Origin of the sequence: Streptomyces sp. NPDC001137, from assembly GCF_040298885.1 — a bacterium.
Taxonomy (GTDB): domain Bacteria; phylum Actinomycetota; class Actinomycetes; order Streptomycetales; family Streptomycetaceae; genus Streptomyces.
In genome coordinates, this window is sequence record NZ_JBEPBA010000011.1 from 139,052 (window position 1) to 165,942 (window position 26,891).

A 26,891-nucleotide genomic window follows, 5' to 3' on the forward strand; every position below is an offset into this window, starting at 1 on the left:
ACGCCCGCACGTTCCGTGTGACGCCGATACGTTCCGTGTGACGCCCATGCGTTCCCTGTGATCGTGAGGGCACGCATACTCGGGAGATGACCTCGCACGAGCCCTCCGGCGACCGCGGCGCCGCCCCGGCACACGACGCGTACGACGCCGTCGTGCTCGCCGGGGGCGCCGCCCGGCGGCTCGGCGGCGCCGACAAGCCCGGCGTGCACATCGGCGGCCGGGCGCTGCTCGACCGGGTGCTGAGGGCCTGCGCCGACGCCCGCACAACCGTCGTCGTCGCCGGCCCAAGGCCCACCGCCCGACCCGTGCTGTGGGCCCGCGAGGACCCGCCCGGCGGGGGACCCCTCGCCGCGCTCGGCGCCGGACTGCACCACACCACCTCCGACCGGACCGTGGTGCTCTCCGCCGACCTGCCGTTCCTCGGGGCGGCCACCGTGCGCCGACTGCTGAGCGCACTGCACGCGAGCGACGCCGAAGGCGTCCTGCTCACCGACGCCGACGGCCGCGACCAGCCCCTCGTGGCCGCCTACCGCACGCACGCGCTGCGCCGCGAACTGGCCGCGCTCACCGCCGCACACGGCAGCCTCACCGGGCTGCCGCTGCGCCGGCTGACCGCCGCCCTCCACCTCACCCGCGTCCCGGACCCCGTCGCCTCCTTCGACTGCGACACCTGGGACGACATCGCCACCGCCAGGGCACGCATCAGGGAGCATGGGCACGTGTTGGATGAATGGATTTCCGCAGCCAAGGACGAGCTCGGCATCGACCTCGACGTCGACACCGGTGTCCTGCTCGACCTCGCCCGCGACGCCGCCCACGGGGTGGCCAGGCCCGCGGCACCGCTGACCACCTTCCTCGTCGGCTACGCGGCCGGCCGGGCCGGCGGCGGCCCCGAAGCCGTCGCCGAAGCCGCCCGCAAGGCCGAGGCTCTCGCCCTGCGCTGGGCCAAGGAGGCCGCCGAGACGGACGAGACCGCGGGCGCCGAGCCCGACGTCGCTCCCGATGCCACCCCCGACACCCGCCCGGACGCCGGATGACCGCCCGCTCCACCCGGCCCGGTGAGGACGTCGAGGACCTCGACGTCGAGGAGGTGCTCGCCCTGGTGAAGGAACCCGACCACCGCACCCCCGATCACCGCACCCCCGGCGACTCCGTACCGGCGCCCGCCGCGCAGGAAGCGCACTCCGCCGCGCCGCACAAGCCCGACGCCCACCACAGGGCCACCCCCTGGCCGGAGGCCCGGGTCATCGCCGCACGCGCCGCCCGGTCCGGAGCCCGCCGCCCCCTCGTCACGGTCCCCCTCGAAGCCGCCCTCGGCCTCACCCTGGCCGCCCCCCTCACCGCCCTCACCGACCTGCCCTCCTTCGACACCTCCGCGATGGACGGCTGGGCGGTCGCGGGACCCGGCCCCTGGGACGTAGGGGACGAGGGCGTCCTGGCCGGACACGCCGAGCCCGAAGCCCTCACCGACGGCGAGGCCGTCCGTATCGCCACCGGCGCCCGCATCCCCCCGGACACCACCGCCGTGATCCGCAGCGAACACGGCCGCACCGACGACAAGGGCCGCCTGCACGCCACCCGCGAGGTCCAGCACGGCCAGGACATCCGCCCCCGCGGCCAGGAGTGCCGCACCGGCGACCAGCTCCTCCCCGTCGGCGCCCTGGTGACCCCCGCCGTACTCGGCCTCGCCGCGGCCGCCGGCTACGACACCCTCACCGCGGTCCCCCGCCCCCGCGTCGAGGTCCTCGTCCTGGGCGACGAACTGCTCACCGAGGGACGGCCGCACGACGGCCTGATCCGGGACGCCCTCGGACCGATGCTGCCGCCCTGGCTGCGCGCGCTGGGCGCCGAGGTGACCTCCGTACGACGGCTCGGCGACGACGCCAAAGCCCTGCGCAAGGCCGTCACCGGGTCCGAGGCCGACCTGATCGTCACCACCGGCGGCACCGCCTCCGGCCCCGTCGACCACGTCCACCCGACCCTGGAGCGCATCGGCGCCGAACTCCTCGTGGACGGCGTGAAGGTGCGGCCCGGGCACCCCATGCTGCTGGCCCGCACCAAGGAGAACCAGCACCTCGTCGGACTGCCCGGCAACCCCCTCGCCGCCGTCTCCGGCCTGCTCACCCTCGCCGAACCCCTGCTGCGCACACTCGCCGCACGCCCCGCCCCGGAGCCGTACGCCCTGCCCCTCCAGGACGGGGTCCACGGGCATCCGTACGACACGCGGCTCATCCCCGTCGTGCTGCGCGGCGACAGCGCCGTGCCGCTGCACTACAACGGTCCGGCCATGCTGCGCGGCATCGCGGCGGCCGACGCCCTCGCCGTCGTCCCACCGGGCGGCGCCCGCCCCGGTCAGGAGCTGGAGCTCCTCGACCTGCCCTGGGCGTCCGCCGGAATCGGGGTGTGTTTCACGTGAAACTTCCGGGCCATGACGCGATCGCCCGCCAGGCGGACGAACATCTCGTGACCCATCGGGTGAGACTGCCGAGGAAGGTGGTCGAACGGCCCATCCGCCAGGTCGCCAAACGGCTGTTACTGGCCCTGGCGGTCCTGGTGGCGACCGCCCTGATCGTCTACGCCGACCACGACGGCTACAACGACAACTCCGATCGGGCGGTCGACCTGCTCGACGCCTTCTACTACGCCACCGTCACCCTCTCCACCACCGGATACGGCGACATCACCCCGGTCAGCGACGCCGCCCGGTTCACCAACATCTTCGTCGTCACGCCGCTGCGCGTGCTCTTCCTCATCATCCTGGTCGGCACCACGCTCGAAGTCCTCACCGAGCGCACCCGTGAGGAATGGCGACTGAGCCGCTGGAGGTCCACCTTGCGCGACCACACCGTCGTCGTCGGCTTCGGGACGAAGGGGCGCTCGGCGATCCAGACCGTGTGTGCGACGGGACTGAAGAAGGAGCAGGTCGTCGTGGTCGACCCCAGCTCCAAAGTGATCGAGGCGGCGACGGCCGAGGGCTACGCCGGCGTGGTCGGCGACGCCACGCGCAGCGAGGTGCTGAAGCGGGCCGAGGTGCACCGGGCGCGCCAGATCATCATCGCCACCCAGCGCGACGACACGGCCGTCCTGGTCACGCTGACGGCCCGGCAGCTCAACCGCGGGGCGAAGATCGTGGCCGCGGTGCGCGAGGAGGAGAACGCGCCGCTGCTCCAGCAGTCCGGCGCCGACGCGGTCATCACCAGCGCCAGTGCCGCCGGCCGCCTGCTCGGCCTGTCCGTGCTCAGCCCGGCGGCCGCCATGGTCATGGAGGACCTCATCCAGCAGGGCAGCGGCCTCGACATGGTCGAGCGGCCGGTCGTGAAGGCCGAGGTGGGCAGGACACCGCGGGAGACCGAGGACCTGGTGGTGAGCGTCGTCCGCGGGCACCGGGTGCTCGGATACGACGATCCGGCCGTCGGGACACTGCAGTTGACGGACCGGCTGATCACCATCGTGCGGGCGTCACCCGGCGCTCAGGTCGCACCCGACGTCCGGCCCCTGCGCCAGGAGTGAGCACCCGCGGTCGCGGTGCCGCACCGGGGCCGGCCCGAGGACGGGCACGCCCGCGCCCGCCGACGCCAGGGAGTAGCGTCCCCTTCATGCATGCGATCACGATTCCCGAACCTGGTGGGCCCGAGGCGCTGGTGTGGGACGAGGTCCCGGATCCGGTGGCCGGCGAGGGCGAGGTCCTGGTCGAGGTGGTGGCCAGTGCCGTCAACCGCGCCGACGTCCTGCAGCGGCAGGGCTTCTACGACCCGCCGCCCGGCGCGTCCCGCCACCCCGGCCTGGAGTGCTCCGGCCGCATCGCCGCGCTCGGTACCGGAGTCTCCGGCTGGGCGGTCGGCGACGAGGTGTGCGCGCTGCTCGCGGGCGGCGGCTACGCCGAGAAGGTCGCGATCCCCGCCGGACAGCTCCTGCCCGTCCCCAAGGGCATCGACCTCAAGCAGGCGGCCGCGCTGCCCGAGGTGGTCTGCACGGTCTGGTCGAACGTCTTCATGATCTCCCATCTGCGCCCCGGCGAGACGCTGCTCGTGCACGGCGGCTCCAGCGGCATCGGCACCATGGCGATCCAGCTCGCCAAGGCGGTCGGCGCCAAGGTCGCCGTCACGGCGGGCACCGAGGAGAAGCTGCGGCAGTGCGCCGCTCTGGGCGCCGACATCCTGATCAACTACCGGGAGCAGGACTTCGTCGCCGAGGTCAAGAAGGCCACGGACGGCGCGGGCGCCGACGTCATCCTCGACAACATGGGCGCCAAGTACCTGGACCGCAACATCCAGACCCTCGCGGTCAACGGCCGTCTCGCGATCATCGGCATGCAGGGCGGCATCAAGGGCGAGCTGAACATCGCCACGCTCCTGAACAAGCGGGCCGCCGTCAGCGCGACCTCGCTGCGGGCCCGCCCGCTCACCGAGAAGGCGGCGATCGTCGCGGCCGTACGCGAGCATGTGTGGCCCCTGCTCGACGCCGGCCACATCCGCCCCGTCGTCGACCGCGAGATCCCGATGGACGACGCGGCGACGGCCCACCGGGTCGTCGAGGAGAGCGGTCACGTCGGCAAGGTGCTGCTGGTCGTGCCCTGAATGCCCGCCTCCCCAGGGCCCGTCGTTCGCATCGGCTCGGCCTCGCGGCCCCCGACAGGCACTCCCCGGAGGATGTGTCCCGCAAGCCGCAGTCCTCGGCAGCCGACCTGATCCGGACGGCGGGTCCTAGGCCCGCCGCATCCGCAGCCCGATGAAGGCGAGTCCCAGGCCGAGACCGATCAGGACCAGTCCGCTGCCCAGCGGCAGGATCCGCAGGACGGGCTCGGTGGGCTGCCCGGCGGCTTGAGCAGCCGGACGCTGCGCCGGCCCGGAGGGCACCAGGCCCGCCTCCGCGGGCGGTGAGGCCGAGGCGTCCTGTCCAGCGTCCGCCTCCTCCTGGGACGAGTCCTCGTCCCCCACGTCCGAGGGGGCGGCCGCGGACTCGTCCGCCGCCTCCCGTCGCCCCGGCCGCTCCCGGCCCTCACCCGCCCGGCTCCCGGCACGGGACGGCTCCGGGGACGCGGTGGAGGAGGCGGAGGAAGACGCAGAGGCAGAGGGAGTCCGGGAAGCAGCGGCAGGAGCGCCCTCGGCAGCCGAGTGACCACCCTCGTACGACCCGTGTACCGGTACGGCCCCGGGCGTCGAAAAACTCCCGTGCGTCGAAAAGCTCCCGTGCGTGGGCACACCCCCGTAAGACGCAACAGCCCCGTACGACGAACCACCTCCGCACGGAAACACCAGTACGCCCGCCCCCACCCCCGCCACCAGGCCGGCCCCCTTCAAAGCACGCAACCATGGATTCACGCCCCAAGCGTCACATTCACCGGTACTTCCGGCATTCCGGGTTCCGCCAAAGAACCGAACCCGCTGCACAATCCGGGTATGTCGATTCGTCACGGGCTGCCGGCGCTCCTCGAAGACGGCCCCCGCTACGGCGGCCGGCTGCGCACCGAGTTCGAGGCGCGCCCCGCCGGCCCCTGGCCGCTGAACGCCGGGCAGGTCCACACGGCACGGCACGTTCTCGACTTCGCTCGAACCCGGGGGGACCCCACCGGGGCGAGGCTGCTGCGCCTCAGCACGGAAACCCACGCCCCGTGAGGGGAAACTCCCGCACCGTAAACGGTGGATCACCCTCCACAGGGGGCACCACGGTGATGAGATGCACACGTGCGAGAGAATGGCGGCATGGAGATGCCGAGGAACGACAGGTCACCGGAGAACCCCCAGATCCTGGTCGTGGGCCAGGACGGCATGGCGATTGGCGGCGGGGACGAGGACTCCCGCGAGATTCCGGTGACGGAGCAGGTCGAGCAGCCGGCCAAGGTGATGCGGATCGGCAGCATGATCAAGCAACTCCTGGAGGAGGTGCGCGCCGCTCCCCTGGACGAGGCGAGCCGGGCCCGGCTCAAGGAGATCCACCGCAGCTCGGTGAAGGAGCTGGAGGACGGGCTGGCGCCGGAGCTGGTCGAGGAGCTGGAGCGGCTCTCGCTGCCCTTCACGGACGACGGCACGCCCAGCGACGCCGAACTGCGTATCGCGCAGGCCCAGTTGGTGGGCTGGCTGGAGGGCCTCTTCCACGGCATCCAGACCACGCTGTTCGCCCAGCAGATGGCCGCGCGGGCCCAGCTGGAGCAGATGCGGCGGGCGCTGCCGCCGGGCGTCGGCCACGACCTGGGCGAGGACGGCCCCACGGCCGGCCGCTCGGGCGGGCCGTACCTGTAGTCACGGGGGCGACCCGCAGGGATGTGAGCGCAAGGGCCCGGCGGCTTCGGCCGCCGGGCCCTTCGTCATCTCTGCGAACGGCTGCCCCGGGTCAGGACGGGTTGCCCGTGGAGACGTCGAGCGTGATCTCGACGTTGTCCGGGTCGACGTCCGTGCCCGCCTCGGGGGACTGGTCGATCACCGCGCCCTCGCCGTAGGTGTTCTCGTTGTAGTCGTTGACCACCAGCGTCCAGTCCGCGGCCTTCGCGCACTCCTTGACCGACTCGATGTACTTGAACCGGAAGTCGGGCACCCGGATCTTGTTCTCGTCGGTGTACGACTCCTCGGGCTCCGTGCACTCCGTCGAGTCGATCACCTTGGTGGTGTCCGGCCCCCGCCAGTCCGCAGCGTGCGTCGTCGTGGGGTCCGGGCTGCTGCTGCCACTGCCACTGTCGCCGCCGCTTCCGCCGCCACCGCCGTTGAGCGCCAGGGCCGCGATCAGACCGCCGACGGCGATGATCGAGACGACGATCGTGCCGATGACCACCGACTTGTTGTTCTTGCCGCCGCCCGCGGGCCCGGCGGGCCGCTGCTGGGGCGCGAGGTTGTACGGCGGCGGGGTCTGCGGCTGCGCGTACGGCGACGGTGTCCGGTAGCCGCCCTGCTGCGGGTAGCCGTACGCCGGGGAGGGAGGTGGCGTCGGCGCGCCGTACGGGTTCGGAGCCGGGGTCTGGGGCTGGGGCGGCTGGTACGGCGTCTGTACGGGGCCCGGCGGTGCCTGGGGCGCCTGGCCGACCGGCGGGAACACCGCGGCGCCGACCCCGGTGCCGCTCTGGGCGCGCGCGCCCGGCACGATGCTCGGCGGGGCGGCCTGCACCGACGCCGCCACGCGCAGGCACTCGTCGCGCATCGACTCCGAGCTCGGGAAACGCTCGTTCGGGTTCTTCTTCAGCGCGCGGGCCACCAGTGCGTCCACCGCGGGAGGCAGCGCCCGGTTGATCGACGAAGGAGCCACCGGCTCCTCCTGCACATGCGCGTACGCGATCGCCAGCGGCGAGTCCGCCTCGAACGGCAGCCGCCCGGTGACCAGTTGGAACAGCATGATGCCGACGGAGTAGAGATCGGACCGGGCGTCCACGCCCCGCCCCAGCGCCTGCTCCGGCGACAGGTACTGCGGGGTGCCGACGACCATGCCGGTCTGCGTCATGGACGTCACACCGGACTGCATGGCGCGCGCGATGCCGAAGTCCATCACCTTGACGACGCCGCGCTTGGTGACCATGACATTGCCCGGCTTGATGTCCCGGTGGACCAGGCCCATCTCGTGGCTGATCTCCAGCGCCGCGAGAACGTCCGCGGTGATCTTCAGCGCCTTGTCGGCGGGCATCGCGCCGAACTGCCGTACGTCCTCGTCGAGCACTGAGCCCAGCGGGCGGCCCTCGACGTACTCCATCACGATGTACGGCGTGGGCATGCCGTCCCCCGCGGCGGAGCCGCTGATGGGCAGCGTGTCCTCGCCGGTGTCGAAGACCGAGACGATATTGGTGTGCGTGAGCTTCGCCACGGCCTGGGCCTCGCGGCGGAAGCGCTCGCGGAAGGCCTGCTCGCGGCCGAGCTCGGTGTGCAGCGTCTTGATCGCGACCTGGCGGTCGAGCACGGAGTCGTAGGCCAGGTGCACGGAGGCCATGCCGCCCTCGCCGAGCAGGTCGCGCAGTTGATAGCGGCCGCCGGCGAGCGCCCGCCCCGCATACCGGCCCTGTGCGCCGTCCTGGCTCATGTTCCGCTTCCCCCGTGGGCCTTGAGGCGCCGTTGACTGCCGATGATCGAAAGTGCTATTCCCGGCCAAGTCTGCCCCAGGGCACTGACACGTCAAGCTCGGTGCCCGATCCGTGACCGTACGCGATAGAAGCGTCGCGGGAGCGTTACAGAGGCTGTACGGGCGGTACACAGAACTTGCACGCACTGACGGGGTGACGGTTTGATGGCCGGTCCGTCCTGTGCCGGTTCCGGCCCCCTTCTCGGAACGGCGGCTTGCGTTGAGGCTGTAGCGTGGCCGACGGAGACCGTAACAACACCGCGCGCACCGCGGGCAGAAACGACGGCGAGGACTGATGGCACAGCAGCAGCGCGCCCAGGGCCCGTCCGACCCCGAGGCGACTGGCGGCGGTATGTCAGATGCGCCGGAAATGTGGGGGAACGGCGGATTGGTCGGGGACGGCCGGTACAGGCTGACCCGCAGACTCGGCCGGGGCGGCATGGCGGAGGTTTTCGCCGCGGAGGACGTGCGCCTCGGGCGCACCGTCGCGGTCAAGCTGCTCCGTGCCGACCTCGCCGAGGACCCGGTCTCCAAGGCCCGCTTCACGCGCGAGGCCCAGTCCGTGGCCGGCCTCAACCACCACGCGATCGTCGCCGTGTACGACTCCGGCGAGGACACGGTGCCGGGCGGCTACGGCGCGGGGGGCGCACAGAGCGTCCCGTACATCGTGATGGAGATCGTCGAGGGCCGCACCATCCGCGACCTGCTGATCAACGCCGAGGCGCCCGGTCCCGAGCAGGCCCTGATCATCGTCTCCGGGGTGCTGGAGGCGCTCGCCTACTCGCACCAGCACGGCATCGTGCACCGCGACATCAAGCCGGCGAACGTGATCATCACGCACACCGGCGCGGTGAAGGTGATGGACTTCGGCATCGCCCGTGCCCTGCACGGCGCGCAGTCGACGATGACGCAGACCGGCATGGTCATGGGCACCCCGCAGTACCTCTCCCCCGAGCAGGCGCTCGGCAAGGCCGTCGACCACCGCTCCGACCTGTACGCGACGGGCTGCCTCCTCTACGAACTCCTCGCGCTGCGACCCCCGTTCACCGGTGAGACGCCGCTGTCGGTGGTCTACCAGCACGTCCAGGACATCCCGACGCCGCCGTCCGAGGTCTCCGACGCCGTGCCGCCGGAGCTCGACGGCCTCGTCATGCGCGCGCTGGCCAAGGAGCCGGACGACCGCTTCCAGACCGCCGAGGAGATGCGCGGCCTCGTCCAGTACGGGCTGCAGATGCTGTACGACCAGGGCGGCCACACCGGCACCTGGAACACCGGCCCGGTCGCCGTGCACGAGGGCCGGCACACCCCGGCCGCGGGCTTCGCGAGCACGACGGTGCTGCCGCACCCCGGCGACTCCTCCGGCACGACGCAGATTCCGCAGCCGATCCTGCCCACGGGCTACGGCGGCGGGGACGACGGCGGCTTCGAGGGGCACGGCAACAAGGGCAGCGGCCGCGGCAAGCTGTGGATCCTCGCCGTCCTCGCGGTGATCGCCATCGCGGCGGGCGTCGCGCTGGCGCTGCACAAGGCCGGCAACGGCAGTGGCGGCGACGGCACCACCCACTCGCCGACCACCTCGCAGACCACCAAGGACAACACGGACACCGACGAGCCGACCGACGAGCCGACCGACCAGCCGACGGACTCCTCCACGGACGACGGCTCCGGCACGAACTCCGGCACCGGGAACTACACGCCGTCGTACACGCCGTCGTACACCCCCTCGCACACGCCCAGCAGCCGGCCGAGCAGGGAGCCGTCGGACCCGGCGACCACCGAGGAGCCGACGGACGACCCGACGCCCTCGACGCCGTCCTCCGGCGACTCGACGGACCCGGGGACGGTCGCCGGCGGTGACAACGGCGGCACGGCGGGCGACACGTCGGGCGTCACCGGCTGATCCGTCGCCCGCCTCGCCCGAGGTGAACTCTTCCCGTGACGTGGGTCACCGGGATAACGTGCCGTTGTTCCGGCCCCCTGCAAGGCTGTGACCAGGAGATGTTCCCGGCTTTCGCGATTTACTTGGAAATCCAAGCAAAATCGCAGGTCAGGAGGGGTTTCACAGAAATGTGGAGCACTGGGTAACGTGCCTTTTGCAGGGCGCTCGCCGGGGCACCTGTCACGCCTGTCCCCGACCGGGCCGCACCCACCCTGTGCGTCCGTAGGGCTTCAGGCGAGCCGCACTGGCATCCCGGCGAACCCGGGATGCCGGACCGACGGAGGAGCACACGTGACCGTGGAGAGCACTGCCGCGCGCAAGCCGCGACGCAGCGCCGGTACCAAGAGCACGGCCGGCAAGACGACCACCGCAAGGAAATCGCCGAGCACCGACCCCGAGCTCGTACAGCTGCTGACGCCCGAGGGCGAGCGCGTCAAGAACGCCGAGTACGACGAGTACGTCGCCGGCATCACCCCCGATGAGCTCCGCGGCCTGTACCGCGACATGGTGCTCACCCGCCGCTTCGACGCCGAGGCCACCTCCCTGCAGCGCCAGGGCGAGCTGGGCCTGTGGGCCTCGCTGCTCGGCCAGGAGGCCGCCCAGATCGGCTCGGGGCGGGCCACCCGCGAGGACGACTACGTCTTCCCGACCTACCGCGAGCACGGCGTCGCCTGGTGCCGCGGGGTCGACCCGACCAACCTGCTCGGCATGTTCCGCGGTGTGAACAACGGCGGCTGGGACCCCAACAGCAACAACTTCCAGCTCTACACGATCGTCATCGGCTCCCAGACGCTGCACGCCACCGGCTACGCGATGGGCGTCGCCAAGGACGGCGCGGACAGCGCGGTGATCGCCTACTTCGGCGACGGCGCCTCCAGCCAGGGCGACGTGGCCGAGTCCTTCACCTTCTCCGCGGTCTACAACGCCCCGGTCGTGTTCTTCTGCCAGAACAACCAGTGGGCGATCTCCGAGCCGACCGAGAGGCAGACCCGTGTCCCGCTCTACCAGCGTGCGCAGGGCTTCGGCTTCCCGGGCGTCCGGGTCGACGGCAACGACGTGCTGGCCTGCCTCGCGGTGACGAAGTGGGCCCTGGAGCGGGCCCGCCGCGGTGAGGGCCCCACCCTCGTCGAGGCGTACACGTACCGCATGGGCGCCCACACCACCTCCGACGACCCGACCAAGTACCGGGCCGACGAGGAGCGCGAGGCCTGGGAGGCGAAGGACCCGATCCTGCGCCTGCGCCGGTACCTGGAGGCCTCAAACCACGCGGACGAGGGATTCTTCGCGGAACTCGAGGCCGAGAGCGAGGCGTTGGGCAAACGAGTGCGTGAGGCGGTCCGCGCCATGCCGGACCCGGACCACTTCGCGATCTTCGAGAACGTGTACGCGGACGGGCACGCGCTCGTCGACGAGGAGCGGGCCCAGTTCGCCGCCTACCAGGCGTCGTTCGCGGATGAGGGGGGCAACTGAGATGGCTGAGACTGTGACGTCCAAGAGCATGGCTCTCGCCAAGGCGATCAACGAGTCGCTGCGCCGCGCCCTGGAGTCCGACCCCAAGGTCCTGATCATGGGCGAGGACGTCGGCAAGCTGGGCGGGGTCTTCCGGGTGACGGACGGCCTGCAGAAGGACTTCGGCGAGAGCCGGGTCATCGACACCCCGCTCGCCGAGTCCGGAATCGTCGGTACGGCCATCGGTCTGGCCCTGCGCGGCTACCGCCCGGTCGTGGAGATCCAGTTCGACGGCTTCGTCTTCCCCGCCTACGACCAGATCGTCACGCAGCTCGCGAAGATGCACGCGCGCTCGCTCGGCAAGGTCAAGCTCCCGGTCGTCGTCCGCATCCCCTACGGCGGCGGCATCGGCGCGGTGGAACACCACTCCGAGTCCCCCGAGGCGCTCTTCGCGCATGTGGCCGGCCTGAAGGTGGTCAGCCCCGCGAACGCGTCGGACGCCTACTGGATGATGCAGCAGGCCATCCAGAGCGACGACCCGGTGATCTTCTTCGAGCCCAAGCGGCGCTACTGGGACAAGGCCGAGGTCAACACCGAAGCCATTCCCGGTCCGCTGCACAAGGCCCAGGTCGTCCGCGAGGGCACCGACCTGACTCTCGTCGCCTACGGCCCGATGGTGAAGCTCTGCCTGGAGGCCGCCGCGGCGGCCGCCGAGGAGGGCAAGTCCCTCGAGGTCCTGGACCTGCGCTCGATGTCCCCGCTGGACTTCGACTCGATCCAGACGTCCGTGGAGAAGACGCGCCGCCTGGTCGTCGTCCACGAGGCGCCGGTGTTCCTCGGCACGGGCGCGGAGATCGCCGCCCGCATCACGGAGCGCTGCTTCTACCACCTGGAGGCACCGGTCCTCAGGGTCGGCGGCTACCACGCCCCGTACCCGCCGGCCCGCCTGGAGGAGGAGTACCTGCCGGGCCTGGACCGGGTGCTCGACGCCGTCGACCGCGCCCTGGCGTACTGAGGAGAGGGTCGTGACGACGATGACGGAAGCGTCCGTACGCGAGTTCAAGATGCCGGACGTCGGCGAGGGCCTCACCGAGGCCGAGATCCTCAAGTGGTACGTCCAGCCCGGCGACCGGGTCACCGACGGCCAGGTGGTGTGCGAGGTCGAGACCGCGAAGGCGGCGGTGGAGCTGCCCATCCCGTACGACGGGGTGGTCCGCGACCTGCACTTCCCCGAGGGCTCCACGGTGGACGTGGGCACGCCGATCATCGCGGTCGACGTGTCGGGCGGGGCCGCGGCGCCCGCCCCGGCGCAGGCCGCCGCTCCTGCTGCCCCCGTCGAGGAGAAGAAGCCGGAGGGCTCGGGCCGCCAGCCGGTGCTGGTGGGTTACGGCGTCGCCGCGTCCTCCACCAAGCGCCGCCCGCGCAAGGGCCCCGAGGTGGTGCTCCCGGAGGCCTCGACGGCGGTCCAGAAGGAGCTCAACGGCCACGGCCCGGTCGCCGCGGCCGCCCCGGCGGGTACGGCCGAGAAGCCGCGCCCCCTCGCCAAGCCGCCGGTGCGCAAGCTGGCCAAGGACCTGGGTGTCGACCTGGCGACCGTGGTCCCCTCCGGCCCGGACGGCATCATCACGCGCGAGGACGTCCATGCGGCGGTGGCACCGCCTGCCGCGGAGCCGGTGAGCGCTCCCGCTGTCTCCGCACCCCCGGCGCCGGTTCCGGCGTACGACACGGCCCGTGAGACCCGTGTCCCGGTCAAGGGCGTGCGCAAGGCGACGGCGGCGGCCATGGTGGGCTCGGCGTTCACGGCGCCGCACGTCACCGAGTTCGTGACGATCGACGTGACCCGCACCATGAAGCTGGTCGAGGAGCTCAAGCAGGACAAGGACCTGCAGGGGCTGCGCGTCAACCCGCTCCTCCTGATCGCCAAGGCCCTCCTGGTCGCCATCAAGCGCAACCCGGGGATCAACGCGTCCTGGGACGAGGCGAACCAGGAGATCGTGCTCAAGCACTACGTCAACCTGGGCATCGCCGCGGCCACCCCGCGCGGTCTGATCGTCCCGAACATCAAGGACGCCCACGACAAGACGCTCCCGCAGCTGGCCGAGGCCCTCGGGGAGCTGGTGTCGACGGCGAGGGAGGGCAAGACGTCCCCGGCGGCCATGCAGGGCGGCACGGTGACGATCACCAACGTCGGCGTCTTCGGCGTCGACACGGGCACGCCCATCCTCAACCCCGGCGAATCCGCGATCCTCGCGATCGGCGCGATCAAGCTCCAGCCCTGGGTCCACAAGGGCAAGGTGAAGCCACGCCAGGTCACCACGCTGGCGCTGAGCTTCGACCACCGCCTGGTGGACGGCGAGCTGGGCTCGAAGGTGCTCGCGGACGTGGCGGCGATCCTGGAGCAGCCGAAGAAGCTCATCACCTGGGCCTAGCAGGCACCGCCGTCAGGAGCCGCGCATCCGTCCCCGGTGCGTGGCTCCTTCGGTCACAGCGGCCTCTGGCACAGCAGTGTGGCGATCCGTGCCCTTCTGCCCTCCTCGGGCTCCTGGAACACCCGTGCCGTGACGACCAGCCCGGCCCGTTCCAGGAGTTCCACGAGCTGCTCCGGCGGGAGCCGATGGGACTCGTACGAGACGGGATGGCCGCCGTAGGCCGGCTTCGGCCGGACGCGTTCGCCGGCTCCCACGTAACCGGCCAGCATGAGCAGGCCGCCGGGCCTGAGGGTCCGCTGGAACTCGCCGTAGACCAGTGGGAGCAGCTCCGGTGGGGTGTGGTGGGTGGAGTAGTAGGCGAGGATGCCGGCGAGGGAGCCGTCCTCGATGTCCAGGCCGGTCATGGAGCCCACCGTGAAGGACAGCTCCGGATGGGCCCGGCGGGCCAGTTCGACCATCCTCGGTGACAGGTCGACGCCGAAGGCGGACAGCCCCAGACCGGCGAGGTGCGCGGTCACGAGGCCCGGGCCGCAGCCCAGGTCCGCGACGGGCCCCCCGCCGCCCTCCCGCACGGCTTCCGCGAACGCGGTCAGCAACGCCCGTGACAGCGGATCCAGTTCGGCGGGCCGCTTGACCTGCTTCAGGTAGTCGGCGGCGACGGTGTCGTACGACTCCCGGACGGCGGTGAGGTAGGAGGGCTCGGTCATCCGGCGACTCTAGACGAGGCGAAGGGCCCCTCGCCGACGGCGAGGGGCCCTTCCGTTCCTGTCCTGACCCGGGGTCAGCTGATCTTCGCGTACCCGTAGTTGATGAGCTTCTTCACGTCCGACGTGCGGTCGGTCGCGGAGGGGGCGGTCATGACGGCGCCGATCACCGACTTGCCGTTCAGCGTGGCGGCGAAGACGAGGCAGTAGTGGGCATCGGGGCCCGAGCCGGTCTTGATGCCGAGCGTGCCGTTCCAGCCGAGCAGCGTGTTGGTGTTCGTCCACGTGCTCATCGTGCGCGTCGAACCGGAGCTCGTGACCGTCTTCGCCGTGTACGACTTGCTCTTCACGACGGTCTTGAACGCGGTGCTCTTCATCACGCTGCGGGCGACCTTCGTCAGGTCGCGCGGCGTCGAGTAGTTGTTGCCGTTGCTGAGGCCGTCGAACGAGTCGAAGTGCGTGTTCGTCATGCCGAGGCTCTTGGCCATCGTGTTCATCTTGCCGATGAAGTTCTTGGTCCGGGCGGAGGACGTCGTGCCGGAACCGAACTTGTCGGCCAGCGCGAACGCGGCGTCGCAGCCGGACGGCAGCAGCATCCCGTACAGCAGCTGACGGACGGTGACCTTGTCGCCGACGATCAGGTGCGCCGACGAGGGGTAGCCCTTGGCGACCATGTAGTCGCTGACGGCCTTCTTGATCGTGACCTTGGTGTCCAGGTTCAGGTTCGGCTGCGAGAGGACGACCTTCGCGGTCATGACCTTCGTCGTGGAGGCCGTGAGCCGCTTCGTGTCGGCGGCCTTGGTGAAGAGGGTCTTGCCGGTGGCGCTGTTCATCAGGTACCCGCCCTTGGCGGTGATGGTGGGCGTCGTGACAGCCTGCGCCGGTGCCGCGGTGAGAGCTCCGGTGGCGAGCACTGCGCCGGCCGTGACGGCGACGGCTGCGGCTCTGCGGACACGGAAGCCCTTGATGGCGGTTTTCAACTCAAATACCCCGATTACGTCGAATGCCCCTGGGATGCGGCCAAGTTGGAAGGGAGGGAAAGCGGGGCCGCACGTGTGTGACACGTAAGTAGCACAGAAGGTTGTGCGGTTGATGAGGCGGGGTGTTCCTTGGGCTGCGGACGTCCGGATGCTGGACGAGCCTCCTCATGGGTACGTGTTGTATCTATCCTGTTCGCATGAGCAGTCCCGGGACCCTGACCGCCAAGCAGCCACCCGCCGCCGACCGCGTCTACGCCCACGTCAAGCAGGGCGTACTGGAGCGCCACTACGAGGGCGGGACCCTCCTCACCGAGGGCGAACTCGCCGAGGCCGTGGGGGTGTCCCGCACCCCGGTGCGCGAGGCGCTGCTGCGGCTCGAGGTGGAAGGGCTGATCAAGCTCTACCCGAAGAAGGGAGCCCTGGTCCTGCCCGTGTCCGCGCAGGAGATCGCGGACGTGGTGGAGACCCGGCTGCTGGTCGAGGAGCATGCGGCGCGCAAGGCCGTGCCCGCCCCCGCGGGGCTCGTCGAACGGCTGGAGGAACTGCTGGCGAAGCAGAAGGCGCAGGCCGCCGCAGGCGACCTCGCCGGGGCCGCCGTCACCGACCGCTGCTTCCACGCCGAGATCGTCCGCAGCGGCGGCAACGAGATCCTCTCCCGGCTCTACGACCAGCTCAGGGACCGGCAGTTGCGCATGGGCGTCGCCATCATGCACTCCCATCCCGACCGGATCGCCAAGACCCTCGCCGAGCACGAGGAGATCCTCCAGGCGCTGCGCTCCGGGGACCCGGAGGCGGCGGTCGGGGTCGTGCACCGGCACGTCAGCTGGTTCTCGCACCTGGCGCGGGGTGAGGTCCGATGAGGCAGTCGTCCGCCACGACCACCCTGCCGGGTGACCCGCCGGGCGGCAGGCGCGCGATGGCCGTCTGGGGCATCGGCGTCTCCGTCTACTTCGTCGCCGTCATCTTCCGTACGTCCCTCGGGGTCGCGGGCCTCGACGCCGCCGACCGCTTCCATGTGAACGCCTCGGCGCTGTCGACCTTCTCGATCCTGCAGCTCCTCGTCTACGCCGGCATGCAGATACCCGTCGGCCTGCTGGTGGACCGGCTCGGCACCAAGGAGGTGCTGACCATCGGGGTCGTGCTCTTCACGGCCGGTCAGCTCGGGTTCGCGTTCTCCCCCTCGTACGGCATGGCCCTCGCCTCCCGTGCGCTGCTCGGCTGCGGTGACGCGATGACCTTCATCAGCGTGCTGCGGCTGGGCACCCGCTGGTTCCCGGCGCGGCGCGGGCCGCTGGTCGCGCAGCTCGCGGGGCTGGCCGGCATGGCGGGCAACCTGGTCTCCACGCTGGTGCTGGCCCGGCTGCTGCACGGCGTGGGCTGGACGGCCGCCTTCGCGGGCAGCGCGCTGGCCGGAGTCGTCGTCCTCGTGCTGCTCCTGCTGTTCCTGAAGGACCACCCCGAGGGGCACGAGCCGGAGCCGTTCCCGCACCAGGGCGCCGCGTATGTGCGGCGGCAGATCGCGGCCTCCTGGCGCGAGCCGGGGACGCGGCTCGGGCTGTGGGTGCACTTCACGACCCAGTTCCCGGCGATGGTGTTCCTGCTGCTGTGGGGGCTGCCCTTCCTGGTGCAGGCGCAGGGCCTGTCCCGGGCCACGGCCGGTGAACTCCTCACCCTGGTCGTCCTGTCGAACATGGTCGTGGGTCTGGTCTACGGCCAGATCATCGCCCGGCACCACGCGGCGCGGCTGCCGCTGGCGCTCGGAACCGTGGGCGCCACGGCCGTGGTGTGGGCGGCGACGCTGGCCTACCCGGCCGACCGGGCGCCGATGTGGCTGCTGATCGTGCTGTGCACGGTGCTCGGCTTCTGCGGTCCGGCGTCGATGATCGGCTTCGACTTCGCGCGGCCTGCCAACCCGGCGGAGCGGCAGGGCACGGCTTCCGGGATCACCAACATGGGCGGCTTCGTCGCCTCGATGACCACGCTGTTCGCGATCGGGGTGCTGCTGGACGCCACCGGCGACGACTACACCGTCGCGTTCTCCGCGGTGTTCGTGCTCCAGGCGCTCGGGGTCGGTCAGATCCTGCGGCTGCGTCAGCGGGTCGCCCGGCGGGAGCGGGAGCGGCTGGTGGCGAGCCGGGTGGAGACGGTGCACGTGCCCGCGTGAGGCGGGCGGTTCACCGCGACGGAGGATCACAGCCCGGATGTTGCTCTGTCATGGGCGTGTGACAGGGGTGTCGTGAAGCGGGGACGGGCGTGAACCCGAGGGACCTGCGGACCCTCATAGTCAGCGAGCGCATCGCATGCCTCGAACGCAGTCCTCGCTCCCGAAGGGAACCTCCTGATGAACCGCCACCTGCGCAAGACCGCCCTCGTCACCGCCGCGATCACGGCCGGCCTGCTGATGACGGCTTGTCAGAACGGTTCCACCGGCAAGGGCAGCTCCCCGGACACCTCGGCGTCCACGACGGCCACGTCGCAGGGCACGTCGAAGACCTCGGAGTCGTCCCCGAGCTCCGGCACCTCGAGCACCTCCGCCGGGAACACGTCGAAGTCCCAGCAGGGCGTGAACGCCGTCGTCACCGGCGGCACGGTCAGTTACCTCGCCCCGGGCAAGTACATCGTGTCCGTGCCCGGAAAGACCGATCGGGCGTTCTTCGTCGCAAGCGACACGCAGATCCACGGCGCCGGCACGATCTGCGGCGGCTCGCACTGCGCCCTGGACCAGCTGGAGAAGGCCACCAGGAAGGCAGCCGTCCCCGCCGATGTGACGATCAGGAAGGGCGTCGCCACCGTCGTCCGTGAACGCGCGGGCGCCGGCGGCGGCACCGGCACCAAGGGCGTCAGCGGCACCTGGCTCGGCAACGTCAGCTACTTGGCGCCGGGCAAGTTCACCGTGTCCGACATGAAGGGCGTCGAGCAGGCGTTCTACGTCGCCGACAGCACCAAGGTGTACGGCGCGGGCACCATCTGCGGCACCCAGGGGTCCTCGGGGACCTCCCTCTGCACCCTGGACCAGCTGGAGGCCGCCGCCAAGAAGGGCGTCTCCGCGAAGGTCGTGATCAGCGGCGGTGTCGCCACCACCGTCACCGAGGACCACTGATCAGCGGATCCCCGCAGGCGCTACGGCGTCACCGTGAAGTTCCGCAGGATCGCCGCCGTCAGCGCCGGGTCCCCCTCCGTCTTCACCCGGTCCGCGACCGCCTCCGGGGTCACCCGGCCGCAGGCCAGGCGTACATATGTCTCCCAGTCGAGGGTGAGGGTGGCGGCGGGGCCGAGGGCGGGGGCGGTTTCGAGGGTGCCGCGGCCCTGGATGTCGACGCGGATGGTGCGCAGGAACTCGACCGGGCCGTGCACGTCGAAGACGATCGCCGAACTGCGCGGAGCGTCCGCCTTGTCGGCCACGACATTGGGCAGCTCGGCGAGGAGCACGTCGCGGGCGATGTGCGCGCCGGGGGAGTCGAGGTTGCCGGGGCGGCCCAGGGCCGCGCGGAGGTCCTGTTCGTGCACCCACACGTTGAAGGCGTGGGAGCGCATGGACTCTTCGAGGGTGAGCTCGGTGCCGAGGGGGCCGCGCACCTTGGTGCCCGGGTCGCGCGACTCGTTGCGCAGCTGGCGGTTGCGACGGATGATCACGTACTCCAGCTCGGACGTCATCTCCGGTGCCGTGTGGTGACGGCGGACGTCGACCTGCATCTCCATGTAGCGCTGGTGGTCGTTGGTGACGTGGAAGAGGTCGCGCGGCAGGGTGTGGATGGGGCGCGGGTCGCCGAGCATCTCGCAGTCCAGGCCGATGACATGGGAGACGACGTCACGGACCGACCACCCCGGGCACGGCGTCCGCCGGTTCCACTCTCCCTCCACAAGCGGCCCCACCAGCTCGGATATCGCTTCGATCGAATGGGTCCAGGCGTCGGCGTAGGGCTGGAGGGTGGGATGCAGACTCACGGAACGGGACCCCTCGGTCGGTACACGGGCGGTTGGTGGCAGCGTTGCCAGCGGGAGGTGGCTGCACTCGGCGGGTGTCTTGGAACGCTAAGTTACGCTGCTGTGAGGCACCCCGGCAGTGCTTTCGTGTGACGATCGTAGGCCCGTGTGGACGGCTCGAATGCCAGGACGGTGGTAGTGTGCGCGCTTCTCTGATCCAGATCGCCGTAGACGAGGGCGAATCGGTCGAATCGCGTCGGCGGCGGGTGGCCGCGCTGGTACGGGAGCAGGCCGGGGCCGATCTGGTCGTGCTGCCGGAGCTGTGGACGACCGGAGCCTTCGCCTACGAGGAGTTCGGCACCGAGGCCGAGCCGCTGGAGGGGCCGACGTACGAGGCGATGGCGAAGGCCGCGAGCGACGCGGGCGTGTGGCTGCACGCGGGCTCCATCCCCGAACGTGACCCTGACGGTCCCCTCTACAACACCTCTCTCGTCTTCTCCCCCTCCGGTGATCTGGCCGCCGCCTACCGCAAGATCCACCGCTTCGGCTTCGACAAGGGCGAGGCCGTGCTGATGGGCGCGGGGCGGGAACTGGTGACGGTCCGTCTGCCCGACACGACCGTGGGCGTCGCCACCTGCTACGACCTCCGTTTCCCCGAACTCTTCCGCGGTCTCGTCGACGCCGGCGCCGAGACCCTGGTCGTCCCGGCGGGCTGGCCGGAGCGCCGCCGGGCGCACTGGACGCTGCTGGCCCGGGCGCGGGCGGTCGAGAACCAGGCGTTCGTGCTTGCCTGTGGAACGGCCGGGACCCATGCGGGAGTTCCGCAGGCTGGTCACTCGATCGTGGTGGACCCGTGGGGCGAGGTCCTCGCGGAGGCCGGGGCGGACGAGGAGATCCTCACCGTGGAGTTCGATCCGGGGAAGGTGGCGACGACGCGGGAGCAGTTCCCGGCGCTGAAGGACCGGGTCCTCTAGCTTCCGGGGGTTCAGTCGTCCTCCCGTTCCTTCTCCGCCAGGTGGATCACGCAGACCGTCACCGCGATCAGCAGGGCCGGGTCCGCGTCCTCCCGTACGACGTCGACGCCGTAGGTCTCCCGGATGTGCAGCCAGCGGCGGGAGATCACGGCCAGCAGCTCGCCGTCGTACTCGATGGCGAACTCCCGGTCGAGGATCTTGCCGCTGACGTCGAGTTCCGTGCCGTCGACCATGGAGACCCGGTAGTGGTGGCGCAGCAGGGACAGGCGTTTGCGCTTGATGCGCGCGAGGGCGGTGCCGTCCCGTTCGATCACCATGGTGTCCCGCAGGGCGAACATCTTCTGGTGGATGTCGATCAGGACGCGCCCCTGGGTGTCCTTCAGCTCGAAGGTGTCCCGCAGGCGCATGGCCTTGCCGTCGACGAGGAACACCTTGTTGCCGTGCTCGTCCTCGATCCAGTAGTCGTCACCGATGCCGAGGAGCCGGTCGCGTACGAGGAATCTCATACCGTCACCGCTTCCCCGGCGGCCGGTCCGAAACGCCGCCGGTAGGCCGACGGGCTGAGTCCCGTCTCGCGCCGCACGAGCGCGCGCAGGTTGGCCGCGGTCCCCAGGCCGCTCCTGGCGGCCACCACGTCCAGCCGCTCCTCCCCCCGCTCGATCATCCGGCAGGCGAGCGCCACCCGCTCCCTCGTGAGCCAGGCCAGCGGGGTGGTGCCGAGTTCCGCCCGGAAGCGGCGGTGCAGCGTGGCGGGGGAGACGGCCGCACGGGCCGCGAGACCGGCCACCGTCAGCGGCTCCCCCAGCCGTTCCTGCGCCCATGCCAGCAGCGGGCCGAGCGACTCGTCGGGCACCTCGGGCACCGGCCGCTCCACGAACTGCCGCTGCCCGCCGTCCCGGTGGGCGGCGAAGACCAGCCGTCGCGACACGGCATTGGCGATCTCGGCCCCGTGGTCCCTGCGCACGACGTGCAGGCCGAGGTCGAGCGCGGCCGCGCTGCCGGCCGCGGTCAGGATCTCGCCCTCGTCGACGAAGAGGACGTCCGGCTCCAGGCGGACCTGCGGGTGCAGCTCGCGGAAGACGTCGGCCCACATCCAGTGAGTGGTGGCCCGGCGGCCGTCGAGCAGCCCGGCCTCGGCGAGCGCGAAGCTGCCGGTGCACAGGCTCAGGACGCGGGCGCCACGCGCGTGCGTGCGGCGGATCGCGTCCAGTACGGCGGCGCCGCGCGGTACGACGTTGTCGGGCCGGCCGGGCACGACGAGGGTGTCCGCGTCGTCAACGGCGTCCAGGCCGGGCACGCCGGTCAGGGTGAAGAAGCCGTGGTTCATGCGCACCTCGGGGGTGGGCGTGCACAGCGTCACCTCGTAGAGCGGTCCGGGGAGCCCGAGTTCGGGCCGCGGCAGACCGAAGAGCTCGGTGGCGACGCCGACCTCGAAGGGGTTGGTGCCCTCGTCGACGATCACAGCGACCTTGTGGGGGTGGGGACGGTGGTGCGAGGATCCTTGCGGCATATGCGATTTCTAGCACTCGTGCGACCGCCGGGCCACCGCCGACGATGACGGGCATGAGCAGCGAACCCATCTCCCTGGACCAGGCCCTCGCCTCCTTCACCGAGCGGTGGAGCCCGCGCATCGTCACGGCCGTCAACGACTACGACGTGCGCGTCGCGAAGGTCGAGGGCGAGCACGTGTGGCACGTGCACGACCACACCGACGAGTTCTTCCTGGTGCTGGAGGGCGAACTCCACATCTCCCTGCGTGAGCCGGCCGGCGAGCGCACGGTGACGCTCCCCAAGGGCTCGGTCTTCACCGTCCCGCGCGGCACCGAACACAAGCCGCACGCGCGCGTGCCCAGCGAGATCCTGGTCTTCGAACCCACCGGCACCCTCTCGGTGGGCGACCGGCACGACGAGGTCCCCTCGCACGTGGACGCGACGACCGGGCACGCCCTGAGCTGACCGGACTGCGGAATCGAGCGGGCGGACGAGTGTCCTGGGGTTGAACTTCCCGTGCTCTTGCGGGAGTTGACCAACCAAGGCGGTGAATCCCGAGTCGGACGTTGCGTAAGTCGCACACTTGCGCACGTTCCTCTCGGAGGTTCCCCATGCACGCTCGTCCCGCCCGCCGCCCGACACGCGTCGTCCCGGTGCTGACGCTGGCCCTCGGCGCGGCCCTCGCCCTACCGCTCGGCACCGCCTCCGCCGCGACGACACCCGCGACCGCCGCGGTCAACCAGTCCGACTGGCAGCTCACCTACAAGGCCGCCCCCGGCCAGACCAACAAGGCCGGCGTCACCGCCTCACTCACCACGGACCGCACGGGCATCACCTACGTCATCGACGACGTCGTCCCGATCAGCGCGGGCCACGACTGCGCGTACCCCACCGCGTCGGACCGCACGAAGGTCTCCTGCACGGTCACGTTCGTGGACAGCCAGGACCCGTACCCCGGGCTGGTCGTGAACCTCGGCGACGGCAACGACACGCTCGCCTACGACAACGCCACCGACCAGATCTACACGTACGCCGAGATCTCGCTCGGCGTCGGCAACGACCACGCGACCGACTCCGGCCGTCTCGACGGCGCCTACGTCTCGGGCGACGCGGGCAACGACACCCTCACCGTGGGCGCGGAGGGCCTCGCCTGGGGCGGCGACGGCAACGACACGATCACCGCGAGCGGCGGCGACAACATCGTGCAGGGCGGCAGGGGCGACGACACGCTGCACGGCGGCAACGGGGCCCAGTACCTGTCCGGCGACGACGGCAACGACACGCTCACCGGCGGCACCGACGCCGACACCCTGTACGGCGGCAAGGGCAACGACGTCCTGTACGGCAACAGCGGCAACGACAAGCTCTACGGCAACAGCGGCAACGACAGGCTGTACGGCGGGCCGGGCAGCGACACGCTGTCGGGCGGCCCCGGCACGGATGTGATCCGCCAGGGCTGAGAGCCGGCGGAGGCGTGCCCGTCCGCCTCGTCGCCGAGAGGACGGACCGCCTTCCGCCGGTCCTTGCGGGCAGGGACGATCAGACGCCGTAACCGTCGGTGTAGCCGTCGCGGCGGTGGTGGTGGGTCCCCTCCTCGTCGACGACGGGCGTGGTGGGTGGCACCACCACGCGACGGCGGCGGGCGATGCTGCTGAAGGTACTGACGCCGATCAGTCCGACGATCATGAGGATGATGCCGACCAGGTCGAGGTTGACCCCCTGCATGTGCCAGTCGGTCGCGAACGTGAGGATGGCTCCCACGGCGATGAGGATGATGCATCCACCGAGGCCCATGAGTTGTCGCCTCCCTGTGCGGTCCGGAGCTGCCGGTGTTCCGGCCGACTCCGGGTACCCGCGGGCCCGTTGCCCATGCGGATGCCGCCGCTCCCGTCGCTGCGACCCACGTCACGTCACGTCGACGTAGTCCTCCCGGCCGGAACTGACCAGGTGGGTGCTGGTCGGGTAGAGCAGCACCGCGACCCAGGTGCCGTCCTTCGAGGCGGTGAAGCCCTTGCTGAAGGTGCCGTCGGAGCGGGTGTACGTGTTGCCCATGTCGTACCAGCTGCCGGCGTCCTTGGGCCGGAAGAGGATCTTCACCTTCTGGCCGCCGTAGGCCTTCCAGGCGCCCGAGGTGTAGTGCTGCAGCCTGCCCTTGCAGGTGATCGTGCGGCCCTTGCGGACGGGCTCGGGCGAGGCGTTGCCGTCGATGATGCGGGTCGGCGTGCGCTGGGCGTGGACGACGGAGCCGTACGACTCCTGGAAGTCGCGGCTGCCCTTGAAGTGTGCCCGGTAGTAGCCCTTGTAGGGCGCGTCGAACGTGCCCTTGAAGGGGATGCCGGTCTCGGGTTCGCCGCCGCTCGCCGTGACCGTCTTCATGGTCTGCCAGCCGGTCTTCCCGTCGGCCGAGTACTGGAGTTCGACCGTGGCGCTCGAGGGCATCCGCTTGCCGGTGACCAGCAGGCCCTTGGCGGTGAGTTCGGAGTATTTGTTCAAGGTCGCCGTGAAGCCGGTCAGGGACGTCGTGCTCGCGACGTACACATTGACCGTCTCGTACCCGCTGTACCTCAGATACGTCCCGGTGCGCACCTGCACATCGACCCGTCCGGTCTTCGGCACGGTCAGGCCTGCGGTGAAGCGGCCGTCGGCGCCCGTGACGGGCGCCGCGCCGACGCCGGCACCTCCGTCGCCGCTGTCCCACACCTCGTCGACGACGGCTCCGGCCAGCGGCTTCCACACCCCGTCGAGGTACACCTCGGCCGTGCCGGAGACCGTGGCCGGCTGACCGGCCTTCACATAGACGTCGGTGGAGTCCAGGGTCACGCGGGTCTGCGACTGCACGGCCCGGACCTCGACGCTCTCGTTGGCCCGGGACTGGTAGAAGGGATCGGACAGCCGCAGCCAGGCGTTGACGGAGTCGATGGACGGGTCGGTCACCGTGTAGGTGGCGGTGAAGCGGCCGTCCGCGCCGGTCGTGGGCGTCGGCGCGGTCCCGTTCCAGATCTCCAGGTCCACCTCCTTGCCCGCCGCCGGCGTCGTCTCGCCGGTGCGCGGGTCGGTGACCGTGAAGCCGCCGGTGACGGTGACGTCCTGGTGCTCGTAGTCCGGGTTCTGCGGTGTGGCCTGCAGATCCGTCAGGTTCGCCTCGAGCTCGTACTGGTAGGTGCCCTCGGCCTTGGTGGTGTCCCCGTCGGCGTCGGTCAGGTCGACGACGACGCGGTAGGTGCCGAGGTCCGCCAGGCGCAGCGGGGCGGTGGTGCGCCAAGTGTTCGCGAAGCCGGTGCTGGAATCCGGGGTGAAATCGCTGACCTCGGTGACCTCCTGGGCGTCGGCGGCGGAGCCCGGCGCGTAGAGGTGCGCGGTGATCGAGGTGATGGCGGTGTCGGAGGAGGCGGAGACCCACACCAGACCCTGGCCCGGGTGGTCACCGCTGCCGACGCCGTACAGCACGGGCGCCACCGCCGCGTGCGCCGCCGGCACCGGGCCGAGCAGCAGGCCGGCCGCGACGGATGCGCAGGCCAGCACTGACTTTCTTCGCATGTTGAGTCCCCCCACGAGACCGAAAATCATCCAAGACTGACCGAAAGACAGTGCAAGAGTGAGCGAATCCTACGCAGGGGGACCGGCGCCCGGGAGCTACCCCTCCAGGAACGCCACCAGGGCGTTGGCCAGCAGATACGGGTCGTCCGCGCCGCACAGCTCACGGGCGCTGTGCATGGAGAGGATCGCGACGCCGATGTCGACGGTCTTGATGCCGTGCCGGGCCGCGGTGATCGGGCCGATCGTCGTGCCGCACGGCATGGAGTTGTTGGAGACGAAGGACTGGAAGGGGACGTTCGCCTTCTCGCAGGCGGCGGCGAAGACCGCACGGCCCGAACCGTCCGTCGCGTAGCGGTTGTTGACGTTGACCTTGAGGATCGGGCCGCCGTTGACCCGCGGGTGGTGCGTGGGGTCGTGGCGCTCCGCGTAGTTGGGGTGCACCGCGTGACCGGTGTCCGAGGACAGGCACACCGTGCCCGCGAAGGCTCTCGCCCGGTCCTCGAAGGAGCCGCCGCGCGCGAACACCGAACGCTCCAGCACGCTGCCGAGCAGCGGCCCGTCCGCGCCCGTGTCCGACTGCGAGCCGTTCTCCTCGTGGTCGAAGGCGGCCAGCACCGGGATGTACGGCAGGTCCGCACCGCCGGAGGCGACCGCCGTCAGCGCGGCCACCGCCGCGTGCACGGACAGCAGGTTGTCCATGCGCGGTCCCGCGAGCAGCTCCTTGTCGCGGCCCAGGTAGGCCGAGGGCTCCACGGAGTGCGTCATCAGGTCCCAGCCGGTGACCTCGCCCGCCGGCAGCCCCGCGGTCTCCTCCAGGAAGGCGATCAGGTCACCGTCGCGCACATCGCCGCCCAGGCCCCAGATGGGCGTCAGATGGCGCTGCTTGTCCAGCTTGAGGCCGTCCGCGGACACCGAACGGTCCAGGTGGATGGCGAGTTGCGGCACCCTCAGCAGCGGCCGGTCGACGTTGACCAGCCGGGTCGAGCCGTCCCGCAGGGTCAGCCGGCCGGCCAGGCCCAGGTCGCGGTCGAGCCAGGAGTTGAGCAGCGGCCCGCCGTAGATCTCCACCGCCACCTGGCGCCAGCCGTGCGCCCCGGTGTCGGGCAGCGGCTTGACCCGCAGGTTCGGGGAGTCGGTGTGTGCGCCGACGATACGGAACGGCGTGTGGGGCGCCGCGCCCTCGGGGACGTACCAGGCCACGATCGCACCGCCGCGCAGCACATACCTGCCGCCGGTCGTCCCGTCCCAGGCGTCCGTCTCCGCGACCTGGCGGAACCCTGCCTTCTCCAGCCGCTCGGCGGCGCTCGCCACCGCGTGGTACGGCGACGGGCTCGCCGTCAGGAAGGACATGAGGTCGTCGGTGTGGCCGCGGTCGAAGCGGTGGGGTTCGCTCATGGGTTCACCTTAACGACGTACGAGGGCCCACTCCT

Annotated in this window: 25 protein-coding genes and 1 pseudogene; 16 read left to right on the top strand and 10 right to left on the bottom strand. The window is 71.1% G+C overall.

Translation table 11 applies throughout. The features are described 5' to 3' along the window. Positions 1-86 precede the first annotated feature (86 nt). The 4 genes from ABT254_RS23285 (at position 87) to ABT254_RS23300 (ending at position 4,577) form a co-directional block, all read left to right on the top strand. Positions 87-1,037, top strand: coding sequence for an NTP transferase domain-containing protein (locus ABT254_RS23285; protein ID WP_351473190.1), 951 nt, complete (start codon positions 87-89; stop codon positions 1,035-1,037). Beyond that, on the top strand, positions 1,034-2,416 hold the full coding sequence (locus ABT254_RS23290; protein ID WP_351473193.1) for a molybdopterin molybdotransferase MoeA: 1,383 nt from the start codon (positions 1,034-1,036) through the stop codon (positions 2,414-2,416). The genes ABT254_RS23285 and ABT254_RS23290 overlap by 4 nt, the downstream gene beginning before the upstream one ends. Beyond that, a complete protein-coding gene (locus ABT254_RS23295; protein ID WP_351473196.1) occupies positions 2,413-3,510 on the top strand; it encodes a potassium channel family protein in 1,098 nt (365 codons plus the stop codon). Before ABT254_RS23290 ends, ABT254_RS23295 begins: the two co-directional genes overlap by 4 nt. Positions 3,511-3,596: 86 nt before the next feature. Further along, the gene (locus tag ABT254_RS23300) at positions 3,597-4,577 is read left to right on the top strand and encodes an NAD(P)H-quinone oxidoreductase (protein ID WP_351473199.1); all 981 of its coding nucleotides are present in this window, start codon (positions 3,597-3,599) and stop codon (positions 4,575-4,577) included. Positions 4,578-4,703: 126 nt separating this feature from the next. On the opposite strand, the gene ABT254_RS23305 is transcribed toward ABT254_RS23300, so the two are convergent. Further along, the gene (locus tag ABT254_RS23305) at positions 4,704-4,937 is read right to left on the bottom strand and encodes a hypothetical protein (protein ID WP_351473202.1); all 234 of its coding nucleotides are present in this window, start codon (positions 4,935-4,937) and stop codon (positions 4,704-4,706) included. 462 nt (positions 4,938-5,399) lie between these two features. Here ABT254_RS23305 and ABT254_RS23310 point away from each other — a divergent pair. Both ABT254_RS23310 and ABT254_RS23315 read left to right on the top strand, forming a co-directional pair. Then, a pseudogene (locus tag ABT254_RS23310) lies at positions 5,400-5,526 on the top strand (PadR family transcriptional regulator); the annotation flags it as partial. Positions 5,527-5,702: 176 nt separating this feature from the next. Next, positions 5,703-6,239: a bacterial proteasome activator family protein gene (locus ABT254_RS23315; protein ID WP_351473205.1), complete on the top strand. Its 537-nt coding sequence runs from the start codon at positions 5,703-5,705 to the stop codon at positions 6,237-6,239. 91 nt (positions 6,240-6,330) lie between these two features. On the opposite strand, the gene ABT254_RS23320 is transcribed toward ABT254_RS23315, so the two are convergent. Then, positions 6,331-7,995 (bottom strand): protein kinase domain-containing protein, encoded by a 1,665-nt coding sequence (locus ABT254_RS23320; protein WP_351473207.1) that lies wholly within the window; start codon positions 7,993-7,995, stop codon positions 6,331-6,333. Positions 7,996-8,329: 334 nt separating this feature from the next. Between ABT254_RS23320 and ABT254_RS23325 the strand changes: the two genes are divergently transcribed. The 4 genes from ABT254_RS23325 (at position 8,330) to ABT254_RS23340 (ending at position 13,851) form a co-directional block, all read left to right on the top strand. Next, a complete protein-coding gene (locus ABT254_RS23325; RefSeq protein WP_351473210.1) occupies positions 8,330-9,934 on the top strand; it encodes a protein kinase domain-containing protein in 1,605 nt (534 codons plus the stop codon). Between the two features lie 330 nt (positions 9,935-10,264). Further along, complete coding sequence (gene pdhA, locus ABT254_RS23330; RefSeq protein WP_351473213.1) at positions 10,265-11,443, top strand: pyruvate dehydrogenase (acetyl-transferring) E1 component subunit alpha; 1,179 nt, start codon at positions 10,265-10,267, stop codon at positions 11,441-11,443. 1 nt (position 11,444) lies between these two features. Beyond that, a complete protein-coding gene (locus ABT254_RS23335) occupies positions 11,445-12,437 on the top strand; it encodes an alpha-ketoacid dehydrogenase subunit beta (RefSeq protein WP_351473216.1) in 993 nt (330 codons plus the stop codon). 10 nt (positions 12,438-12,447) lie between these two features. Beyond that, on the top strand, positions 12,448-13,851 hold the full coding sequence (locus ABT254_RS23340) for a dihydrolipoamide acetyltransferase family protein (protein WP_351473219.1): 1,404 nt from the start codon (positions 12,448-12,450) through the stop codon (positions 13,849-13,851). 53 nt (positions 13,852-13,904) lie between these two features. Here ABT254_RS23340 and ABT254_RS23345 read toward each other — a convergent pair whose 3' ends face one another. Both ABT254_RS23345 and ABT254_RS23350 read right to left on the bottom strand, forming a co-directional pair. Beyond that, entirely contained in the window at positions 13,905-14,558 is a 654-nt protein-coding gene (locus ABT254_RS23345) for a class I SAM-dependent methyltransferase (RefSeq protein ID WP_351473222.1), read from the bottom strand. Positions 14,559-14,632: 74 nt separating this feature from the next. Continuing rightward, positions 14,633-15,535 (bottom strand): D-alanyl-D-alanine carboxypeptidase family protein, encoded by a 903-nt coding sequence (locus ABT254_RS23350; protein WP_351473225.1) that lies wholly within the window; start codon positions 15,533-15,535, stop codon positions 14,633-14,635. A gap of 197 nt (positions 15,536-15,732) precedes the next feature. Between ABT254_RS23350 and ABT254_RS23355 the strand changes: the two genes are divergently transcribed. The 3 genes from ABT254_RS23355 (at position 15,733) to ABT254_RS23365 (ending at position 18,635) form a co-directional block, all read left to right on the top strand. Further along, positions 15,733-16,395, top strand: coding sequence for a GntR family transcriptional regulator (locus ABT254_RS23355; protein WP_351473228.1), 663 nt, complete (start codon positions 15,733-15,735; stop codon positions 16,393-16,395). Further along, entirely contained in the window at positions 16,392-17,699 is a 1,308-nt protein-coding gene (locus ABT254_RS23360; RefSeq protein ID WP_351473230.1) for an MFS transporter, read from the top strand. Before ABT254_RS23355 ends, ABT254_RS23360 begins: the two co-directional genes overlap by 4 nt. A gap of 177 nt (positions 17,700-17,876) precedes the next feature. Next, positions 17,877-18,635: a hypothetical protein gene (locus ABT254_RS23365; protein ID WP_351473233.1), complete on the top strand. Its 759-nt coding sequence runs from the start codon at positions 17,877-17,879 to the stop codon at positions 18,633-18,635. Positions 18,636-18,655: 20 nt separating this feature from the next. Here the strand turns inward: ABT254_RS23365 and ABT254_RS23370 are convergent, their stop codons facing one another. Beyond that, positions 18,656-19,480: a maleylpyruvate isomerase family mycothiol-dependent enzyme gene (locus ABT254_RS23370; protein ID WP_351473235.1), complete on the bottom strand. Its 825-nt coding sequence runs from the start codon at positions 19,478-19,480 to the stop codon at positions 18,656-18,658. Positions 19,481-19,659: 179 nt separating this feature from the next. On the opposite strand from ABT254_RS23370, the gene ABT254_RS23375 reads away from it, so the two are divergent. Next, positions 19,660-20,433, top strand: coding sequence for a carbon-nitrogen family hydrolase (locus tag ABT254_RS23375; protein ID WP_351473238.1), 774 nt, complete (start codon positions 19,660-19,662; stop codon positions 20,431-20,433). 11 nt (positions 20,434-20,444) lie between these two features. On the opposite strand, the gene ABT254_RS23380 is transcribed toward ABT254_RS23375, so the two are convergent. Both ABT254_RS23380 and ABT254_RS23385 read right to left on the bottom strand, forming a co-directional pair. After that, positions 20,445-20,939: an LURP-one-related/scramblase family protein gene (locus ABT254_RS23380; protein ID WP_351473241.1), complete on the bottom strand. Its 495-nt coding sequence runs from the start codon at positions 20,937-20,939 to the stop codon at positions 20,445-20,447. Continuing rightward, entirely contained in the window at positions 20,936-21,943 is a 1,008-nt protein-coding gene (locus ABT254_RS23385) for a helix-turn-helix domain-containing protein (RefSeq protein WP_351473244.1), read from the bottom strand. Before ABT254_RS23385 ends, ABT254_RS23380 begins: the two co-directional genes overlap by 4 nt. A gap of 53 nt (positions 21,944-21,996) precedes the next feature. Here ABT254_RS23385 and ABT254_RS23390 point away from each other — a divergent pair, with 53 nt between their 5' ends. Both ABT254_RS23390 and ABT254_RS23395 read left to right on the top strand, forming a co-directional pair. Next, entirely contained in the window at positions 21,997-22,389 is a 393-nt protein-coding gene (locus ABT254_RS23390) for a cupin domain-containing protein (protein ID WP_351473246.1), read from the top strand. 146 nt (positions 22,390-22,535) lie between these two features. Next, the gene (locus tag ABT254_RS23395) at positions 22,536-23,384 is read left to right on the top strand and encodes a calcium-binding protein (protein WP_351473249.1); all 849 of its coding nucleotides are present in this window, start codon (positions 22,536-22,538) and stop codon (positions 23,382-23,384) included. A gap of 79 nt (positions 23,385-23,463) precedes the next feature. Here the strand turns inward: ABT254_RS23395 and ABT254_RS23400 are convergent, their stop codons facing one another. The 3 genes from ABT254_RS23400 to ABT254_RS23410 all read right to left on the bottom strand — a co-directional run bounded on the left by ABT254_RS23400 (position 23,464) and on the right by ABT254_RS23410 (position 26,856). Next, positions 23,464-23,718, bottom strand: a complete 255-nt coding sequence (locus ABT254_RS23400) for a DUF6458 family protein (protein WP_351473250.1) — start codon at positions 23,716-23,718, stop codon at positions 23,464-23,466. A 111-nt stretch (positions 23,719-23,829) separates the two neighbouring features. After that, on the bottom strand, positions 23,830-25,461 hold the full coding sequence (locus ABT254_RS23405) for a hypothetical protein (protein WP_351473253.1): 1,632 nt from the start codon (positions 25,459-25,461) through the stop codon (positions 23,830-23,832). Positions 25,462-25,557: 96 nt separating this feature from the next. Beyond that, the gene (locus ABT254_RS23410) at positions 25,558-26,856 is read right to left on the bottom strand and encodes a M18 family aminopeptidase (protein WP_351473256.1); all 1,299 of its coding nucleotides are present in this window, start codon (positions 26,854-26,856) and stop codon (positions 25,558-25,560) included. Between the last annotated feature and the right edge of the window lie 35 nt (positions 26,857-26,891).

What these genes read in the sequence shown, in the direction of transcription:
- ABT254_RS23285 (WP_351473190.1), top strand. Translation starts at nt 87, where the DNA reads ATGACCTCGCACGAGCCCTCCGGCGACCGCGGCGCCGCCCCGGCACAC.
- ABT254_RS23290 (WP_351473193.1), top strand. Translation starts at nt 1,034, where the DNA reads ATGACCGCCCGCTCCACCCGGCCCGGTGAGGACGTCGAGGACCTCGAC.
- ABT254_RS23300 (WP_351473199.1), top strand. Translation starts at nt 3,597, where the DNA reads ATGCATGCGATCACGATTCCCGAACCTGGTGGGCCCGAGGCGCTGGTG.
- ABT254_RS23315 (WP_351473205.1), top strand. Translation starts at nt 5,703, where the DNA reads ATGGAGATGCCGAGGAACGACAGGTCACCGGAGAACCCCCAGATCCTG.
- ABT254_RS23320 (WP_351473207.1), bottom strand. Translation starts at nt 7,995, where the DNA reads ATGAGCCAGGACGGCGCACAGGGCCGGTATGCGGGGCGGGCGCTCGCC.
- ABT254_RS23325 (WP_351473210.1), top strand. Translation starts at nt 8,330, where the DNA reads ATGGCACAGCAGCAGCGCGCCCAGGGCCCGTCCGACCCCGAGGCGACT.
- ABT254_RS23335 (WP_351473216.1), top strand. Translation starts at nt 11,445, where the DNA reads ATGGCTGAGACTGTGACGTCCAAGAGCATGGCTCTCGCCAAGGCGATC.
- ABT254_RS23345 (WP_351473222.1), bottom strand. Translation starts at nt 14,558, where the DNA reads ATGACCGAGCCCTCCTACCTCACCGCCGTCCGGGAGTCGTACGACACC.
- ABT254_RS23355 (WP_351473228.1), top strand. Translation starts at nt 15,733, where the DNA reads ATGAGCAGTCCCGGGACCCTGACCGCCAAGCAGCCACCCGCCGCCGAC.
- ABT254_RS23360 (WP_351473230.1), top strand. Translation starts at nt 16,392, where the DNA reads ATGAGGCAGTCGTCCGCCACGACCACCCTGCCGGGTGACCCGCCGGGC.
- ABT254_RS23365 (WP_351473233.1), top strand. Translation starts at nt 17,877, where the DNA reads ATGAACCGCCACCTGCGCAAGACCGCCCTCGTCACCGCCGCGATCACG.
- ABT254_RS23380 (WP_351473241.1), bottom strand. Translation starts at nt 20,939, where the DNA reads ATGAGATTCCTCGTACGCGACCGGCTCCTCGGCATCGGTGACGACTAC.
- ABT254_RS23385 (WP_351473244.1), bottom strand. Translation starts at nt 21,943, where the DNA reads ATGCCGCAAGGATCCTCGCACCACCGTCCCCACCCCCACAAGGTCGCT.
- ABT254_RS23390 (WP_351473246.1), top strand. Translation starts at nt 21,997, where the DNA reads ATGAGCAGCGAACCCATCTCCCTGGACCAGGCCCTCGCCTCCTTCACC.
- ABT254_RS23395 (WP_351473249.1), top strand. Translation starts at nt 22,536, where the DNA reads ATGCACGCTCGTCCCGCCCGCCGCCCGACACGCGTCGTCCCGGTGCTG.
- ABT254_RS23400 (WP_351473250.1), bottom strand. Translation starts at nt 23,718, where the DNA reads ATGGGCCTCGGTGGATGCATCATCCTCATCGCCGTGGGAGCCATCCTC.
- ABT254_RS23405 (WP_351473253.1), bottom strand. Translation starts at nt 25,461, where the DNA reads ATGCGAAGAAAGTCAGTGCTGGCCTGCGCATCCGTCGCGGCCGGCCTG.
- ABT254_RS23410 (WP_351473256.1), bottom strand. Translation starts at nt 26,856, where the DNA reads ATGAGCGAACCCCACCGCTTCGACCGCGGCCACACCGACGACCTCATG.